A 15,033-nucleotide genomic window follows, 5' to 3' on the forward strand; every position below is an offset into this window, starting at 1 on the left:
CCGGTGTTGCAATGTACTGATTGAATAGCCCAACTTTAATCGAAAGAAGGGGCGCGGGATCGATTTAAAGGCGCGCAAAAAACATGCCCGCCTTTGTAGCTATCGAAAATTGGTACTATTTAAGTACGTTAAAAGAAGAATCACGAATATCAACCCCCATCTCGAACGAGGATGTCCTGAGTTTTGTGTAAACGGGGTTTAAAGCGTCCTATCTTCAAATAGGATGGTAAACCGATTTAAGGCAGCTTTCCACTCATGCACGGGCATCGTCCATTTCTTACTGATATTCATCAGTGCTAGATAGAATAATTTTGATAATGCCCATCACTTGGAAACGAACTGCGGTTCATTGAAGAATTTGGAGATGTTGGAGGTGTTGGCTTTTGATTTTCCCTTGCTTAACGTCCGCAAGCTGAAAGAAAAAAATACGGAATTGTCCTTTTTGACGAAAGACCAAATCCGTTTGCTTTATCGGCATATTGAGGATTCTACCAATCCCTCTTTAAGGCATGTCGTGGATATTTCTTTGGCGACCGGTGCGCGTTGGTCTGAGTGTGAAGGCTTGACGTTGGACAAGCTTCAGAACGGCGGTTTTTATTTTACCGACACCAAAAACGGTTCATCCCGTTTTGTGCCGGTTTCTGCGGATTTGTTTGGACGGGTTTATTATTTCTTGCGGTCTGGTGGGTTTGCATCTTGTTATGGTGCGTTCCGGTCAGCGGTCAAACGTTCCGGCATTGTTTTGCCTGATGGTCAGCTTGCCCATGTCCTGCGCCATAGCTTCGCCAGCCATTTTATGATGTCCGGCGGTAACATCCGTACCTTGCAACAAATTCTTGGGCATTCTTCCTTAAACGTGTCTATGCGTTACGCCCACTTTGCACCTGATTTTTTGGATCAGGCTGTTCGTTTCAATCCGCTTGAGAATCTTTGATTTTTCTAATCGTTTATTTGATATTGTGATCGAGCTTATTTTTTCAATCTGGAAAGAATGTGGAAACTTCGCTTTTTTGCCTGAATTTCAGGCAAAAAAAAAACCAGCTAAAAGCTGGTTTTTCAATCATTTATATGGTGGGTCGCATGCGATTCGAACGCATGACCATCGCATTAAAAGTGCGGTGCTCTACCGGCTGAGCTAGCGACCCCAACAAAGAAGACCTATTATAAACAATTTTATACAGGTTGCAACAGTTATTTTTAATTTTTTTGATAGTTTGTTGGATCAGTAATGCCGGCTTGATTAAAACCCGCTTTTCTTAAGCGGCAAGCATCACAAATACCACACGCACTACCCTGTTCATCGGCAGAGTAACACGATACGGTGTCTTGGTAATTAACGCCTAAATCGATACCTAGTTTGATTATTTCAGCCTTGCTAAGCGAAATTAATGGCGTATGGATAATAAACTCCTGACCTTCAACACCGGCTTTCGTTGCAAGGTTGGCGAGTGTTTGGAATGCTTGGATAAATTCTGGCCTGCAATCCGGGTAACCGGAATAATCGACGGCATTCACACCAATGAAAATGTCCGTCAATCCTAAAACTTCCGCCCATCCTAAGGCAAAAGACAAAAATAAGGTATTTCTGGCTGGCACATAAGTAACAGGAATTCCGGCTTGTAAGCTGTCAGGCACGGCAATGTGGCTGTCTGTTAATGCGGATCCGCCAATTGACCCTAAACCTAATTTAATGATTTTATGATCAATAACTTGGTAAGTGGCGGCAATGCGTGCGGCAGCCAGCAATTCGGCATCATGGCGCTGACCATAATCGAAACTGAGCGCGTAGCATTGGTAGCCTTGCTGCTGCGCCAACGCCAATGTGGTGACGGAATCCAAGCCGCCGGATAGGAGGATTATGGCTTTTTTGTCCATGTGGTTTATTTGCCTTGCGCATCATTCCAAAGCAGTTTGTGCAATTGGATTTGGAAGCGCACGTTTAAGTGGTCTTGGAGAATTTTTTCGGCGAGTTCGGTCGGGTTTTGCAAGCCCATCACTGGAGAAAACAGGATATGGCAACGCTGATCCAACTGGTATTCGTTTAAGATGGCTTTCGCCCACTCATAATCGGCCTGATCGCCAATGACGAATTTGACTTGGTCTTGGCTGGTCAGATGGGCAATATTTTGGTAAAGGTTTTTGTCCATTTCACCAGAACTGGGGGTTTTTAAGTCCATGACTTTCACCACCCGCGGATCAACCAACGAAACATTTAATGCACCGCTGGTTTCTAGCGAAACCTTGAAGCCTTCATCAACCAATGCCGTCATGAGTTCATGGCAACCTGGCTGGGCTAAAGGCTCGCCGCCGGTAACGGTGATGTATTGGCACTGGTGACGACGGACTTGCGCGACGATGTCAGCTACGGTCATCTTTTCGCCACCAGTGAAGGCATAGGCGGTATCGCAGTAAACACAACGCAAGGGACAACCTGTCAGCCTGATGAAGACAGTGGGTATGCCGACCGTGTTGGCTTCTCCTTGCAGCGAGTGGAAAATTTCAGTGATGCGTAATGTTGTCGCCATTAATTGCTTTGTGTATCTAATAACAACAATTTTTTAGCCGCTTTTTTGGCGGCGACGGTGTTGGGAAATTGGCTAGTGACTTTGTTGTAATATTCCCGTGCCTTGTCGTTATTTTTTTGGTCGGCTTCAAGTATGCCAAGCATTAACATAGCATCAGGGGCTTTGTCTGAATTGGGGTATTTGTCGATGACATCTTCAAAAGCCTTGTGGGCAGCAGCAGGATCTTTATTGATCCGATACGCTTCGCCTAACCAGTATTGGGCATTTGTCGCATATTTACCCGATGGATATTTTTGCAAGTAGCTTTGTAAAGAAGGGATCGCGTCGTTAACACGGTTGTTTCTGAGCAAATTGTAAACGTTTTGATATTCCTTTTTTTCCGCTTCAGAAGCAGGGGCAGACGGTTGCTTAGGCGCTGTCGCGGTAACAGGCTGTTGGGCACCGGCTGCAGCCAAGTTTTCTGGAGCATCTATCGGTTTGGCTTTTTGTTCAGCTGGGGCAACGGCAGGAACTGGCGCGGACGCTTCAGGTTCGGCTGCCGCTTCAGGCGCGGGTGTAGCAGCAGGCTCTGCCGTGGCGGCTGGCTTACCGCTTTCCAAAGTTTGCAGACGGTCGTCAAAATCACCGTACATGCTGGATTGCTGTTTTTTCAGCTCGGCGATTTGGTTGGCCTGCTCTTCCACTTTTCCGGTCAGTTGCTGGATTTCTGCCTGCATTTGCTCCATGCGCCCCATCAACTCAAATACGGTGTTGTTGGAGGGCGCAGCGGTAGCAGGTACTGCCATATTGGGTACAGCGTTTTCGGGATAGGCAGAATTGTCTATCACCGGCGGCAAAGCATAAGAGGCAGCGCTTGCCGCGCTAAACAGTAAAAATAAGGCAGTACGCTGTTTCATTTATTGGCCTTGATAGTTAATTTCAACACGGCGGTTTTGTTCCCAAGCGGCTTCGTCACTACCGAATGCCGCCGGTTTTTCTTCACCATAGCTGACGATATTGATTTGGCTATCGGATACGCCCTGCACTTTCATCATGTTGGCAACCGATTTGGCGCGTTGTTCACCCAAAGCAATATTGTATTCACGTGAACCGCGCTCATCGCCGTGGCCTTCCAAAACGATGTGCTGGTTAGGATTGGCGATCAGATATTGTGAGTGCGCAGCAATCACCGGTACAAAGTCTGGCAATACTTGGCTGCTGTCCAGCATGAAGTAGACTGTTCTTTTCGATAAGGGGTTGTTTGGATCGCTAAATTCTGGCCCTAAGTTGGCTGCACCGCCGTAACCACCGTTACTGCCATACATGCTGCCGCCCATTTCTGAGCCATTGACGCCGGAACCGTTGTTCAATCCACTGGTTGATGCGTCGCCAATACCGCTGGCACTTTGTTGGGTACCGTCCAATAAGCTGGCGTCTTTATCTTCTGTATCGCCACAAGCCGTCAACAAAGACGCAGACAAGGCGATTGCCAATAACGATTTGTTCAATTTCATGATCTTTTTCCAAAATAAGTGAAGGATTTGAATGTCGATTTGTTTTTAACTAGGGTGACCAAGCGGGTTCGCGTACTTCGCCGCTGTTAAATACCAACTTTTGTTGCATTTTACCATCAATCGATACCGCCGATAAGAAACCCGTTCCGCCTTTTTTAGAGGCGTATAAGATCATGCTGCCATTCGGCGCAAAGCTGGGCGACTCGTCGGACGGGCCGGATGTCAGCACACTAATAGAGCGGCTTGCCATATCCATTAGGCCAATGCGGTAACTATTGCCGTTGCCATGAACCATCGTCAAATATTTGCCATCAGGTGAAAAACTGCCGCGCGCATTGTACGAACCGCTAAATGTCAAACGCTTTTCAGCACCGCCTTGGCTAGAAATAAGGTACAGCTGGGGCTTACCGCCTTTGTCTGAAGTATAAACAATACTGCTGCCATCAGGCGACCAAGAGGGTTCGGTGTCAATAGAAAAACCTTTGGTCAACTTAAGTAAGGAACGCGAAGCCAAATTAAGTACGTAAATATCGGGGCTGCCGTCTTTTGATAAGGTTAAAGCCAAGCGTGTACCATCGGGCGACCAAGCCGGTGCGCCGTTGATGCCAGGGAATTCGGCGACTCGTTCACGCTGCCCATTCGCTAGCGTTTGTACGTAAATGGCGGCGGACTTACGCTCAAACGAAACATAAGCAATGCGTTTGCCATCATGCGACCAAGAAGGCGACATCAGCGGCTCGACAGACGAGGTAACGGTTTGAGGGTTAAAACCATCGGCGTCAGCCACTTGCAATTGATGGGCGTTATGACCGCTGCTAGTGATATAGGCAATGCGACCACTGAAAGCGCCTTTTTTGCCAGTCAGTTTCTCAAAAATCAAATCGCTGATGTGATGGGCTGTGCGGCGCAAATCGGCGGATGACGAGGCCATCCGGTAACCGAGCATTTGCCCGCTTTTATAAACATCCAATAATTGGAATTGCACATCGTATTGCGCACCATTACCAGTCACCTTCCCTACCACCATATAATTTTGGTTAGCCGCTTGCCAATCTTTAAAATTAACTTCTTGTAAAGTAGCGGGACGGGACGACATGGCGGTTTGATCCATCATTTTAAAATAACCGCTACGTTGCAGATCGGCATTAACGATGGCACTGATGTCAACGGGCGCACCGCCAGCCGCAAAAGGTACAACCGCTACCGGCAAGGCGCTTTCAGTGCCTTCGGTAATTTCGATGGTGAGCGCGGCATGAACGCCTTGCGTAAAAAAATAGCACAACGAAATCATTAAGAATTTGCTTAAAAAAGCCATATTTTTACCTTTTCTCTTAAAAAAGTTTTTGTTCGGACGCAAGCAGTTGAATCACTTGAATCAAATTGTATGAAATCCAGTACCCGCTGAGTGCCAGCAAAACTGATCCGGCATCCAGTTGCATCAACTTGGGTTAAACGTAAATTCCAGCCGTCTAAATTCTTTGGCAAGCTCTTTGTCGGTGGGCATTTTAAAAGGCGATGCCTTGTTGACCGCGTTGACCGCTGAATTATCAAACAATTCATCGCCACTGCTGGTCACAACCTGGACATCAACCACTGAGCCATCAGGTAATAAACGGACACGGAGTACACATTTTACGCCTTGCGCATCAGGCGGACGAATCCAACTCCGCTCCACTTTGCGCTTTAATTCTTTGGTAAGTTCCGCCAATTCTGATTTAGCCCGAGCCGCTGCTTCAGATTTTACTTTTTCGGCAGCAGCCTTAGCGGCAGCATCGGCTTTCGCTTTTTCTGCGGCCTCCGCTTTAGCCTTGGCTTCTGCCTCTGCTTTGGCTTTCGCGGCTGCTTCAGCTTTTGCCTCCGCCTTGGCTTTTTCTGCGGCTTCCGCTTTGGCCTTGGCTGCCGCCTCGGCTTTCTCGGCTTTGGCTTTTTCCGCCGCTTCGGCCTTGGCTTTCGCGGCAGCTTCCGCTTTCGCCTCCGCCTTGGCTTTTTCTGCGGCTTCCGCTTTGGCCTTGGCTGCCGCCTCGGCTTTCTCGGCTTTGGCTTTTTCCGCCGCTTCGGCCTTGGCTTTCGCGGCTGCTTCCGCTTTCGCCTCCGCCTTGGCCTTTTCTGCGGCTTCCGCTTTGGCTTTGGCTACCGCCTCGGCTTTTTCGGCTTTGGCTTTTTCCGCCGCTTCGGCCTTCGCCTCCGCCTTGGCTTTTTCTGCGGCTTCCGCTTTCGCCTCCGCCTTGGCCTTTTCTGCAGCTTCCGCTTTGGCCTTGGCTGCCGCCTCGGCTTTTTCGGCTTTGGCTTTTTCCGCCGCTTCGGCCTTGGCTTCCGCGGCAGCTTCCGCTTTTGCCTCCGACTTGGCTTTTTCTGCGGCTTCAGCCTTGGCTTTCGCAGCAGCTTCCGCTTTCGCCTCTGACTTGGCTTTTTCTGCGGCTTCCGCTTTGGCTTTGGCTGCCGCCTCGGCTTTTTCGGCTTTGGCTTTTTCCACCGCTTTGGCCTTGGCTTTCGCGGCAGCTTCCGCTTTCGCCTCCGCCTTGGCCTTTTCTGCAGCTTCCGCTTTGGCCTTGGCTGCCGCCTCGGCTTTCTCTGCTTTGGCTTTTTCCGCCGCTTCGGCCTTGGCTTTCGCGGCTGCTTCCGCTTTCGCCTCAGTTTTCTCGGCTTGGGCTTTTTCCGCAGCTTTGGCTTTCTCGGCGGCCTCGGCGTTCTCAGCTTCAAGTTTTTCTTGTTCGGCTTTTTCTATGGCGGCTTGTTCAGCTTGCTTTGCTGCTTCTTGCTGTTCTTTCTCTGCCTGCTCAGCCGCTAGCTTGGCTTGTTCTTCTGCTGCTTTCGCTTGTTTGACCATTTGTTCTTGCGCTTCAATTTCTTCGGCGTTGAACATGGTGGCATGGATGATTTCCGGCTCTGGCGGAGTGAGGTCGGCGCGTTTGGGCTTGATGAGGGCGCTGATGGCAAACAACGCCAACAAGCTAAGATGCAATGCTAAAGCCAGTAAAAAAGGCCGTGAATATCGAGTTTGACTAGCCATTGACTACTGGTCTTCTTCCGGTTTGGTCATTAGGCCTACAGTGGGTACACCGGCGTTTTTTAGGGCAGCCATTACCGTCACCACAGTGCCATAATCGACTGTTTTATCGGCGTTAATCAGCACTTGGGTTTTGGGTTTTTGTGCCAATACTTCGACAACACGCGGATTAATGGCATCCACTTGTACCGATTCATCTTCGCCATTGTCAATTTTAAGGAAATACTGACCATCGGCTTTAATGGAAACGATAATCGGGGGATTGCTTCCATCACCTTCGGATTCAACGGTTTTCGATTGTGCTTCGGGCAAATCGACATCCACGCCGGTTTGCAGCATGGGGGTGGTTATCATAAAAATAATCAGCAATACGAGGGTAACGTCAATGTACGGTACGACATTGATTTCCGCCATCGGCTTTCTGCGGCCATGTCTTCTGCTCATTTGCTGTGCGCCTGTCTTTGTAACAATACGACAAACTCTTCAACGAACAATTCGTAGCGTCCTGTGAGTTTATCCAATCGGGTTGAAAAGCGGTTGTAGGAGACAACCGCCGGAATCGCGGCAAACAAGCCAATAGCTGTGGCTATCAAGGCTTCGGCGATGCCGGGGGCCACTTGCGCCAATGTCGCCTGCTTAACACTGCCTAAGGACATAAACGAATTCATGATCCCCCAAACTGTGCCGAACAAACCAATGTAAGGGCTAATTGAACCCACCGTTGCCAAGAATGGGAGCTGTTCGTCCAAACGATCCAGTTCGCGCGATAATTCAATCCGCATGGCACGCTGTGCGCTTTCTACCTGCACCATTGGTTCGACGTTGCCGCTTTGGCGCATTCTGGAAAATTCTTTGTAACCCGCCAAGAAGATTTTTTCGATGCCTTCCGGTTCAAAATCTTTAGCCGCCAATTTGCGGTACAAATCAGATAGTGCCACGCCAGACCAAAATTGTTCTTCAAATTCGTCGGTGATTTCGATGGCGCGGTTGAGTTCTTTGCGCTTGGAAAAAATGAACGTCCACGAGGTGACGGAGCCGCCCAACAAAATAAGCATGACAAATTGGACGACAAAACTGGCTTCGGTAACTAAATGGAATATGGATAAATCAGTGTTCATTTTGTAACAGCTCTTGTAAATTTTCGGGAATGGCTTTGGGGCGCATCGTCTTGGCGTCAAGACAAGCAATGCGGACGAGGGCTTTGCATACTATAGCATCACCTCGGCTAATCATTTGTGCGAACGTCAGGCTGGCTTTTTTGGCTTCGGTAATTTCGCAATGCACCAGCAATTGTTCATTAAAGCGCGCCGGTGTCAGATAATCCGCTTGGACTGAGCGCACCACAAACAGCACGCCTTGCTCTGCCAACAATTGGTCTTGTTCGAAGCCTGCCGCGCGCAGCATTTCGGTTCTGGCGCGCTCAAAAAACTTGAGGTAATTGGCGTAATAGACCACACCTCCGGCATCGGTATCTTCATAGTAAACACGGATAGGCCAAGAAAATGCTTGCATGATTAACGGTGTTGGAGCTATTTAGTCAAATAAATCTTCAGAAACACCCAATTGCTTAGGTGGCTGCAAGCCAAAATGCACATAAGCATGGGGGGTGACAACACGTCCGCGTGGGGTGCGCATGATAAATCCTTGCTGCAGCAAGTACGGCTCCAAGACATCTTCTATCGTGCCGCGTTCTTCGCTAATTGCCGCCGCCAAGGTGTCCAATCCCACCGGGCCGCCGGCGAAATTGTCAATCATCGCCATCAAAAGTTTGCGGTCCAGCGCGTCGAAACCGTGATTATCAACACGCAACATGTCCAAAGCCTGAACGGCGATGGCATCGGTAATCACACCATTGCCTTTCACCTCGGCAAAATCACGCACCCGCCGCAACAAGCGGTTGGCGATACGCGGTGTGCCGCGTGAACGGCGGGCGATGGCATAGGCTCCGGCGTTTTCTATGCTGATACCCAAAACTTTTGCGGAACGGGTCACGATGCCCGCCAATTCGTCAATGGTATAAAACTCCAAGCGTTGTACGATGCCGAAACGGTCACGCAAGGGTGATGTCAGCAAGCCCGCCCGGGTTGTTGCGCCCACTAAGGTAAACGGTGGCAAATCCAGCTTGATGGAGCGGGCGGCAGGGCCTTCGCCGATCATCAGATCAAGTTGGTAATCTTCCATCGCCGGATACAAAATCTCTTCAACCGCCGGGCTTAATCGATGGATTTCATCAATAAACAAAACATCATGGGCTTCCAGATTGGTCAGCAAAGCCGCTAGATCGCCGGCCTTATCCAGCACCGGCCCTGAAGTTTGACGGATATGCACGCCCATTTCGGCGGCAATGATATTCGCCAAAGTGGTTTTGCCCAGCCCCGGCGGGCCGAAGATGAGGACGTGGTCAAGGGCTTCTTCACGGGCTAAAGCCGCTTGGATAAATATCTCCATTTGCGCACGCAATTCGGTTTGCCCGACATAGTCGACCAGCCGTTTGGGACGAATGGCACGGTCTTGGCGCTCTTCATCGACGTGGCTGCGGGCAGTGACTAATCGGTCGCTTTCTATCATTTACGCTGCCCTTTTATCTGACAGCACTTTGCAAAGCCAAACGGATAATATCCTCACAACTTTTATCATCCGCAATATTTTGTACCATTTTGGCGGCATCCAAGGGTTTATAACCTAACGAACATAAGGCGCTGATGGCTTCTTGCTTAGGGTTTGCTGAGACAGGCGCGGCAATTGCTGCAGTGCTAATAGTTGTTTCGCCTAACGATGGCAGGCTGTCACGCAGTTCAATCACTAAGCGTTCAGCGGTTTTTTTGCCGACGCCAGGCAAACGGACTAACGCCTGTGTATCGTTGTTATGGATACAGCGATGAAACTCTTCAGCGCTTTGCCCTGATAAAATCGTCAACGCTAATTTAGGGCCCACACCGTTTATTTTTATCAGTGTGCGGAACATCGTCCGGTCCGATTCACTGGCAAAACCGAACAAACTATGTGCATCTTCCCTGACCACCAAGTGCGTGTGTAGCAGAACTTCTGCGCCTAATAAGGGTAAATCGTAAAATGTGGTCATGGGCGCTTCCACTTCGTAACCCACACCTTGTACATCCAGCACCAATAAGGGCGGTGCCTTATGGACTAATTTACCGCGCAAGAAACCGATCATTGATTGACTGCTTTTTGTAAGCGCAAGGCAGTTTGCTGGTAATGGGCATGGCAAATCGCCAAACCCAAAGCATCACTGGCATCGGCAGACAATTCGCCTTGGCGGTTTAGCAAAATCTTCACCATATGCTGCACCTGCAATTTATCGGCACTGCCTTTGCCAACCAACGCCTGTTTGACTTGCCTGGGCGCGTATTCAAACACCGGCAATCCTTGGGTTTGCACCGCGCAAATAGCCGCTCCACGCGCTTGTCCTAGCTTAAGTGCCGAATCGGCATTTTTATGCATAAAAACCTGTTCGATTGCCAACGCTTGTGGCTGATACATTTCGACAATTTGCAGCACGCCGTCAAAAATTTGTTTAAGCCTGTCGGGAAAATAATCGGCTTTGATGTTGATGCAGCCGCTGGCGACATATCGGTACGCTGGAGCGGCGTAATCTATCACGCCGTAACCGGTCATTCGTGAGCCGGGATCGATGCCTAAAATTCTCATTTAATAGATATAAAGCGCTTGATAGGCAGGAGGTTTACCGTAGGTAACAACGGTGTTTTCAGTATTTTTTGTTTACCTTAGCGGTCATTTTTCCGGCAATAGTAAATCAATAGATACAATAAGATACCATCAACTTAGAGATTTTTCTTTAATTTTTTAAATGGACTAGGGAAAAAACAACTGCTGCTATCAATTTCTGACGAATTGGCTAAACAGAGGGCTTTTTTAGCCATGCACAGTTACCCATTTTGGCTTGCTTATTTACCCGAAAAAACATCAATATGCTGATTGCTATCAAAGCCCATGACCTGATAGTCATCCTTTTTACCGCCCATTTCCATACCTGGCGTACCCATCGGCATACCTGGCACGGCAATACCAGCAATCGCCGGCTTGTCTTTGAGCATTTTGCTGATTGCAGAAGCAGGCACATGCCCTTCGACGACATAGCCGTTAATAATAGCCGTATGGCAAGAAGCCAACTTATCTGGCACGTGATATTTATTTTTTATCAGTGGCATGTCTTCAACAACATGGTCTTCAACCAAGAAATGGTTGGCCTTTAAATGCTCGACCCATTTCGCGCAACAGCCGCAAGTCGGGCTACGGTATACCGTTGCACTAACAGATTGTGAAGTTTCGGGCGTTTGTGCGTACACAACACCCTGCACCAACAAAACGCCACTAACTATCAAAGACTTTAAGTTTTTCATGTTGAAACCCTCCATTTATGACGGGTGATAAGCTGGACTGTATTGATGCACGGCATCAACCATCGCTTTAACGTGTTCAGGGTTAATATCCGGCAGAATGCCATGTCCTAAATTGAACACGTGACCGCTACCGCTGCCGTAATGCTGCAAAATAGTTTTTACTTTTTCGGCAATGACTTCTGGATTGGCATATAGAGCGACAGGATCCATATTGCCTTGCAAGGCTACCTTATCCCCCACTCTTAGCCTAGCTTGATGGATGTTCGTTTGCCAATCCAAGCCTAAAGCGTCATACCCAGCATCAGCCATTTCTTCCAACCATAAGCCGCCACCTTTGGTAAATAAAATGGTAGGGATTTTTTGACCGTCAACTTCAGTTTTTAATAACGCACGCACCTGTTTGGCATAACGCAAGGAAAACTCGGCATAGTCTTCACTGGTTAACATGCCACCCCAAGTATCAAACAACATGACCGCTTGCGCACCGGCCATGATTTGGGCGTTTAAGTAATCGGCAACTGATCGGGCTAATTTATCCAGTAATACATGCATCAACTGAGGTTGTTCATACATTAATGCTTTTATTTTCTGGAAGCTTTTGCTGCTTCCGCCTTCGACCATATAAGTCGCCAAGGTCCATGGGCTACCCGAAAAACCAATTAAAGGTACGCTACCTTGCAGATTTTTCCGAATCAGGCGTACAGCATCCATGACATAACGTAATTCAACCTCAGGATCAGGAACCGCTAGTTTTTCAATATCTGCCGCATTTTTTAAAGGGCGGGCAAACTTGGGGCCTTCTCCTTCGGTAAAGCTTAAGCCCAAGCCCATGGCATCGGGAATAGTCAGAATGTCAGAAAACAAAATGGCGGCATCAAACGCAAACCGCCGTAGCGGCTGCAGGGTGACTTCGCAAGCCAGTTCGGGGTTCGTACATAAGCCCATAAAACTACCGGCTTGCTCCCTAATTTGCCGATATTCAGGCAAATACCGTCCAGCCTGCCGCATCATCCACACAGGAGTCCGGTCAACGGGTTGTTTTAATAACACTTTAAGAAACGTATCGTTAATTGGATTAGTCATTCGTTTTTATTAGTTTTATAAGTGATATAGCTAGCAGCTTATTTATTGATGACCGTCTTTCCCTTCAGGCGGACTGCTTGGCAACAGGAAGGCGGGCAGTGATAGTCGGCTAGGGAAGCTAAAATTCAGGCCATTATGTTTTTGGCTATACCATTGCAAGCCCAAAGCAATCGCTATCAAAATGACCAACGCCAACAATAATAACCATAATGACGTATCAACGCGCTTATGGCCTGCCACAGTAGGCAATTTAGCAATAATTTCGCCTGGGACACCGTTACTTTGCTGATAAATGGAGGCAATAAAACGCTCATTTATCTCATTGCCAGATAATCGTATCCACGGTTTAGCTGATAAGCCGCGTACAAAGTCGCCACACTGGTTCTCTGTCAGCGGTGGTATTTCTATTAAATAACAATCGTCTATGCGTTTATCGGTAAAACTTTTGACATATAGATCGTCGTGGCTTAGAAAAAACACCAAGCGGATATCCGCCGTTGGCAAGCCAGATTCCAATATTTGGTCTATCAATCCAGCCGGCAACCGCCCCGCATCTTCAAACAACACAACTTTTTTAAGCCGACTTTGTTTTGGTGATTGCGCTGTTTCTTCATTGATCTTATCTAAGACTTTATGCAAGTCCAACTGAAACTGACCAACAATAGAAAAAAATACCCACGTTTGGGCTTGCTGTTTCTGGAGATTTTTTACAATCCTTGATTTGCCAATACCCTCCGGACCACAAACAAGCAAGGATTGTTCAGAATTGGCGAGCAAATGTACAAACAACTGTTGTTTTTGAATCCTTTCTAAACCCGTCAGCGAATAATCATCTGTGTTATCAATTGACCCATTTAATTTCAGCTGATAATTGCCAAGGTCATTCTCTTCCATAGTTTTCTAACGTTTCAGTCAGCAAACAAAGGTCAACCCCCATTGGCAAAGTGGCTTCTCCAATGTGCTTAAGCAAGATCAGCCGGATTTGCCCATCGATATTTTTTTTGTCGACAGACATAAGCGAAACAAACCTTTCGGCATCCAACCCTTTAGGTGGTTTTACCGGCAAACGGGCTGCATTGAACAAAGCAATAATCCTGGCCACATCGGCATCGGATAACCAACCTTTTCTTCTCGACAAATCGGCAGCTTGGCAAGCGCCAATGGAGACTGCTTCTCCATGCAAATATTCGCCATACCCCATCCCTGTTTCAATGGCATGCCCAAAGGTATGCCCCAAGTTTAATGTAGCCCTTAGTCCTGTTTCGGTTTCATCTTCGGCAACAATTTGCGCTTTATTAAGACATGATTGCTCAATAGCATAAGCAAGGGCTTGTTTATCTCTTGCCATTAATTTTTCAATGTTGTCTTCTAACCACTTATAAAAAACAACATCCCGTATCAAACCGTATTTGATAACTTCTGCCAAACCTGCTGAAAATTGGCGGTCATCAAGTGTATCCAATACATCAGCATCTGCAATCACACATTGAGGCTGATAAAAAGCGCCTATCATGTTTTTACCCAATGCATGGTTCACACCTGTTTTTCCACCCACAGACGAGTCAACTTGAGCGAGCAAGGTTGTAGGTATTTGCAAAAATACAATTCCACGTTGGTAACATGCAGCGGCAAAGCCTCCCATATCACCAATCACACCACCACCTAAAGCAATTAAGGTAGCGTTTCGGCTAAATTTTTTTGCCAGTAACTTATCGAAAATCTCATTTAGCCATTCTAATGTTTTATATTGCTCGCCATCGGGCAATATAACCGTCTCAAGCACATAGCCTTCTAATCCTGCTATGAGTAACGGTAAATAAAGTTCTGCAACCGTAGTATTGGTTACTACTAAAACGTGTTTCGATTTGATATGTTGCTGCAGCAAATCCTTTTGCCCTAAAAGACCGCTACCTATATAAATAGGATAACTGCGAGTTCCTAATTCAACATTTAGCGTATTCATGTTTACTGTTTAAATTGCTGATAGGCTGACAAGATTTCATCAACGACTTGTTTACTCTGCATAATGCCGGTATCGACTTTAAAATCGGCACAGGAAAGATATAAAGGTTCCCTTTGGATAAACAATGTTTCTATGCGTTCTTTGGGATTTTCTGTTTTTAATAAAGGCCTTTGTGTGTCCCTTCGCGTACGTTCCAAAATCCTTTCCACGGAACATTGCAAATAAACGATAAACCCATTTTTTTTCAAAAGCGTACGGTTTTCTTCCCGTAAAATAGCACCGCCGCCTGTTGCCAGCACAATACCTTGCATTTCAGTTAGCTGCTTAATCATTTTTTCTTCGCGGTCGCGAAAACCATCTTCCCCTTCAAATTCAAAAATAGTCGGAATATCGACACCCGTCCTTTCTTCTATCGCCTTATCGCTGTCATAAAATGGCAGCTTAAGCGCTTTCGCCAATTGCCGCCCTATTGTTGTTTTTCCTGCTCCCATTAGGCCAACTAAATAGATGTTTTCTGTTTTCGCCATCTAAATTCCTCATATTAATTTGACCATATACATTGTCTTGTCATTAATTTTAG

The 15,033-nt window shown here is 47.4% G+C and carries 18 protein-coding genes, 1 tRNA gene and 1 pseudogene; 1 reads left to right on the plus strand and 19 read right to left on the minus strand.

Annotation, left to right across the window (positions count from 1 at the left end; all coding sequences use genetic code 11):
- Positions 1 to 198: 198 nt before the first annotated feature.
- Positions 199 to 347, minus strand: a pseudogene (locus tag ACYQ1O_RS13045) (IS256 family transposase); the annotation flags it as partial.
- A gap of 17 nt (positions 348 to 364) precedes the next feature.
- Between ACYQ1O_RS13045 and ACYQ1O_RS13050 the strand changes: the two are divergent.
- On the plus strand, positions 365 to 934 hold the full coding sequence (locus tag ACYQ1O_RS13050; protein ID WP_459992373.1) for a tyrosine-type recombinase/integrase: 570 nt from the start codon (positions 365 to 367) through the stop codon (positions 932 to 934).
- A 135-nt stretch (positions 935 to 1,069) separates the two neighbouring features.
- Here the strand turns inward: ACYQ1O_RS13050 and ACYQ1O_RS13055 are convergent.
- From ACYQ1O_RS13055 to aroK, 18 genes are all read right to left on the minus strand, one after another.
- A tRNA-Lys gene (locus ACYQ1O_RS13055) sits at positions 1,070 to 1,145 on the minus strand.
- Positions 1,146 to 1,197: 52 nt separating this feature from the next.
- A complete protein-coding gene (gene queC / locus ACYQ1O_RS13060) occupies positions 1,198 to 1,875 on the minus strand; it encodes a 7-cyano-7-deazaguanine synthase QueC (RefSeq protein WP_459992263.1) in 678 nt (225 codons plus the stop codon).
- 5 nt (positions 1,876 to 1,880) lie between these two features.
- Positions 1,881 to 2,525: a 7-carboxy-7-deazaguanine synthase QueE gene (gene queE, locus ACYQ1O_RS13065; protein WP_459992264.1), complete on the minus strand. Its 645-nt coding sequence runs from the start codon at positions 2,523 to 2,525 to the stop codon at positions 1,881 to 1,883.
- Entirely contained in the window at positions 2,525 to 3,421 is an 897-nt protein-coding gene (gene ybgF / locus ACYQ1O_RS13070; RefSeq protein WP_459992265.1) for a tol-pal system protein YbgF, read from the minus strand. The genes queE and ybgF overlap by 1 nt, the downstream gene beginning before the upstream one ends.
- The gene (pal, locus tag ACYQ1O_RS13075; protein WP_459992266.1) at positions 3,422 to 4,018 is read right to left on the minus strand and encodes a peptidoglycan-associated lipoprotein Pal; all 597 of its coding nucleotides are present in this window, start codon (positions 4,016 to 4,018) and stop codon (positions 3,422 to 3,424) included.
- A gap of 49 nt (positions 4,019 to 4,067) precedes the next feature.
- A complete protein-coding gene (gene tolB / locus ACYQ1O_RS13080; RefSeq protein ID WP_459992267.1) occupies positions 4,068 to 5,309 on the minus strand; it encodes a Tol-Pal system beta propeller repeat protein TolB in 1,242 nt (413 codons plus the stop codon).
- A 147-nt stretch (positions 5,310 to 5,456) separates the two neighbouring features.
- Positions 5,457 to 7,028 carry a cell envelope integrity protein TolA gene (gene tolA / locus ACYQ1O_RS13085; RefSeq protein WP_459992268.1) on the minus strand — a complete coding sequence of 524 codons (1,572 nt, stop codon included), beginning with the start codon at positions 7,026 to 7,028 and terminating at the stop codon, positions 5,457 to 5,459.
- Between the two features lie 3 nt (positions 7,029 to 7,031).
- Positions 7,032 to 7,469, minus strand: a complete 438-nt coding sequence (gene tolR, locus ACYQ1O_RS13090) for a protein TolR (RefSeq protein WP_459992269.1) — start codon at positions 7,467 to 7,469, stop codon at positions 7,032 to 7,034.
- The gene (gene tolQ, locus ACYQ1O_RS13095) at positions 7,466 to 8,143 is read right to left on the minus strand and encodes a protein TolQ (protein ID WP_459992270.1); all 678 of its coding nucleotides are present in this window, start codon (positions 8,141 to 8,143) and stop codon (positions 7,466 to 7,468) included. The genes tolR and tolQ overlap by 4 nt, the downstream gene beginning before the upstream one ends.
- On the minus strand, positions 8,133 to 8,537 hold the full coding sequence (gene ybgC, locus ACYQ1O_RS13100) for a tol-pal system-associated acyl-CoA thioesterase (protein WP_459992271.1): 405 nt from the start codon (positions 8,535 to 8,537) through the stop codon (positions 8,133 to 8,135). Before ybgC ends, tolQ begins: the two co-directional genes overlap by 11 nt.
- A gap of 21 nt (positions 8,538 to 8,558) precedes the next feature.
- Positions 8,559 to 9,590, minus strand: a complete 1,032-nt coding sequence (gene ruvB, locus ACYQ1O_RS13105) for a Holliday junction branch migration DNA helicase RuvB (RefSeq protein WP_459992375.1) — start codon at positions 9,588 to 9,590, stop codon at positions 8,559 to 8,561.
- Positions 9,591 to 9,606: 16 nt separating this feature from the next.
- The gene (gene ruvA, locus ACYQ1O_RS13110) at positions 9,607 to 10,200 is read right to left on the minus strand and encodes a Holliday junction branch migration protein RuvA (protein ID WP_459992272.1); all 594 of its coding nucleotides are present in this window, start codon (positions 10,198 to 10,200) and stop codon (positions 9,607 to 9,609) included.
- A complete protein-coding gene (gene ruvC, locus ACYQ1O_RS13115) occupies positions 10,197 to 10,694 on the minus strand; it encodes a crossover junction endodeoxyribonuclease RuvC (RefSeq protein WP_459992273.1) in 498 nt (165 codons plus the stop codon). Before ruvC ends, ruvA begins: the two co-directional genes overlap by 4 nt.
- 257 nt (positions 10,695 to 10,951) lie before the next feature.
- Complete coding sequence (locus ACYQ1O_RS13120) at positions 10,952 to 11,407, minus strand: DUF411 domain-containing protein (protein ID WP_459992275.1); 456 nt, start codon at positions 11,405 to 11,407, stop codon at positions 10,952 to 10,954.
- A 15-nt stretch (positions 11,408 to 11,422) separates the two neighbouring features.
- A complete protein-coding gene (hemE, locus tag ACYQ1O_RS13125) occupies positions 11,423 to 12,490 on the minus strand; it encodes a uroporphyrinogen decarboxylase (protein ID WP_459992276.1) in 1,068 nt (355 codons plus the stop codon).
- 42 nt (positions 12,491 to 12,532) lie between these two features.
- On the minus strand, positions 12,533 to 13,384 hold the full coding sequence (locus ACYQ1O_RS13130) for a hypothetical protein (protein ID WP_459992278.1): 852 nt from the start codon (positions 13,382 to 13,384) through the stop codon (positions 12,533 to 12,535).
- A complete protein-coding gene (aroB, locus tag ACYQ1O_RS13135; RefSeq protein ID WP_459992280.1) occupies positions 13,371 to 14,453 on the minus strand; it encodes a 3-dehydroquinate synthase in 1,083 nt (360 codons plus the stop codon). Before aroB ends, ACYQ1O_RS13130 begins: the two co-directional genes overlap by 14 nt.
- Before the next feature lie 2 nt (positions 14,454 to 14,455).
- Positions 14,456 to 14,980 carry a shikimate kinase AroK gene (gene aroK / locus ACYQ1O_RS13140; protein WP_459992282.1) on the minus strand — a complete coding sequence of 175 codons (525 nt, stop codon included), beginning with the start codon at positions 14,978 to 14,980 and terminating at the stop codon, positions 14,456 to 14,458.
- Between the last annotated feature and the right edge of the window lie 53 nt (positions 14,981 to 15,033).

This window comes from Methylosoma difficile, assembly GCF_054657615.1.

Bases quoted from the DNA above. Each gene is read 5' to 3' on its own strand.
- ACYQ1O_RS13050 (WP_459992373.1), top strand. From the start codon at position 365: ATGTTGGAGGTGTTGGCTTTTGATTTTCCCTTGCTTAACGTCCGCAAG.
- queC (WP_459992263.1), bottom strand. From the start codon at position 1,875: ATGGACAAAAAAGCCATAATCCTCCTATCCGGCGGCTTGGATTCCGTC.
- queE (WP_459992264.1), bottom strand. From the start codon at position 2,525: ATGGCGACAACATTACGCATCACTGAAATTTTCCACTCGCTGCAAGGA.
- ybgF (WP_459992265.1), bottom strand. From the start codon at position 3,421: ATGAAACAGCGTACTGCCTTATTTTTACTGTTTAGCGCGGCAAGCGCT.
- pal (WP_459992266.1), bottom strand. From the start codon at position 4,018: ATGAAATTGAACAAATCGTTATTGGCAATCGCCTTGTCTGCGTCTTTG.
- tolB (WP_459992267.1), bottom strand. From the start codon at position 5,309: ATGATTTCGTTGTGCTATTTTTTTACGCAAGGCGTTCATGCCGCGCTC.
- tolA (WP_459992268.1), bottom strand. From the start codon at position 7,028: ATGGCTAGTCAAACTCGATATTCACGGCCTTTTTTACTGGCTTTAGCA.
- tolR (WP_459992269.1), bottom strand. From the start codon at position 7,469: ATGAGCAGAAGACATGGCCGCAGAAAGCCGATGGCGGAAATCAATGTC.
- tolQ (WP_459992270.1), bottom strand. From the start codon at position 8,143: ATGAACACTGATTTATCCATATTCCATTTAGTTACCGAAGCCAGTTTT.
- ybgC (WP_459992271.1), bottom strand. From the start codon at position 8,537: ATGCAAGCATTTTCTTGGCCTATCCGTGTTTACTATGAAGATACCGAT.
- ruvA (WP_459992272.1), bottom strand. From the start codon at position 10,200: ATGATCGGTTTCTTGCGCGGTAAATTAGTCCATAAGGCACCGCCCTTA.
- ruvC (WP_459992273.1), bottom strand. From the start codon at position 10,694: ATGAGAATTTTAGGCATCGATCCCGGCTCACGAATGACCGGTTACGGC.
- ACYQ1O_RS13120 (WP_459992275.1), bottom strand. From the start codon at position 11,407: ATGAAAAACTTAAAGTCTTTGATAGTTAGTGGCGTTTTGTTGGTGCAG.
- hemE (WP_459992276.1), bottom strand. From the start codon at position 12,490: ATGACTAATCCAATTAACGATACGTTTCTTAAAGTGTTATTAAAACAA.
- ACYQ1O_RS13130 (WP_459992278.1), bottom strand. From the start codon at position 13,384: ATGGAAGAGAATGACCTTGGCAATTATCAGCTGAAATTAAATGGGTCA.
- aroB (WP_459992280.1), bottom strand. From the start codon at position 14,453: ATGAATACGCTAAATGTTGAATTAGGAACTCGCAGTTATCCTATTTAT.
- aroK (WP_459992282.1), bottom strand. From the start codon at position 14,980: ATGGCGAAAACAGAAAACATCTATTTAGTTGGCCTAATGGGAGCAGGA.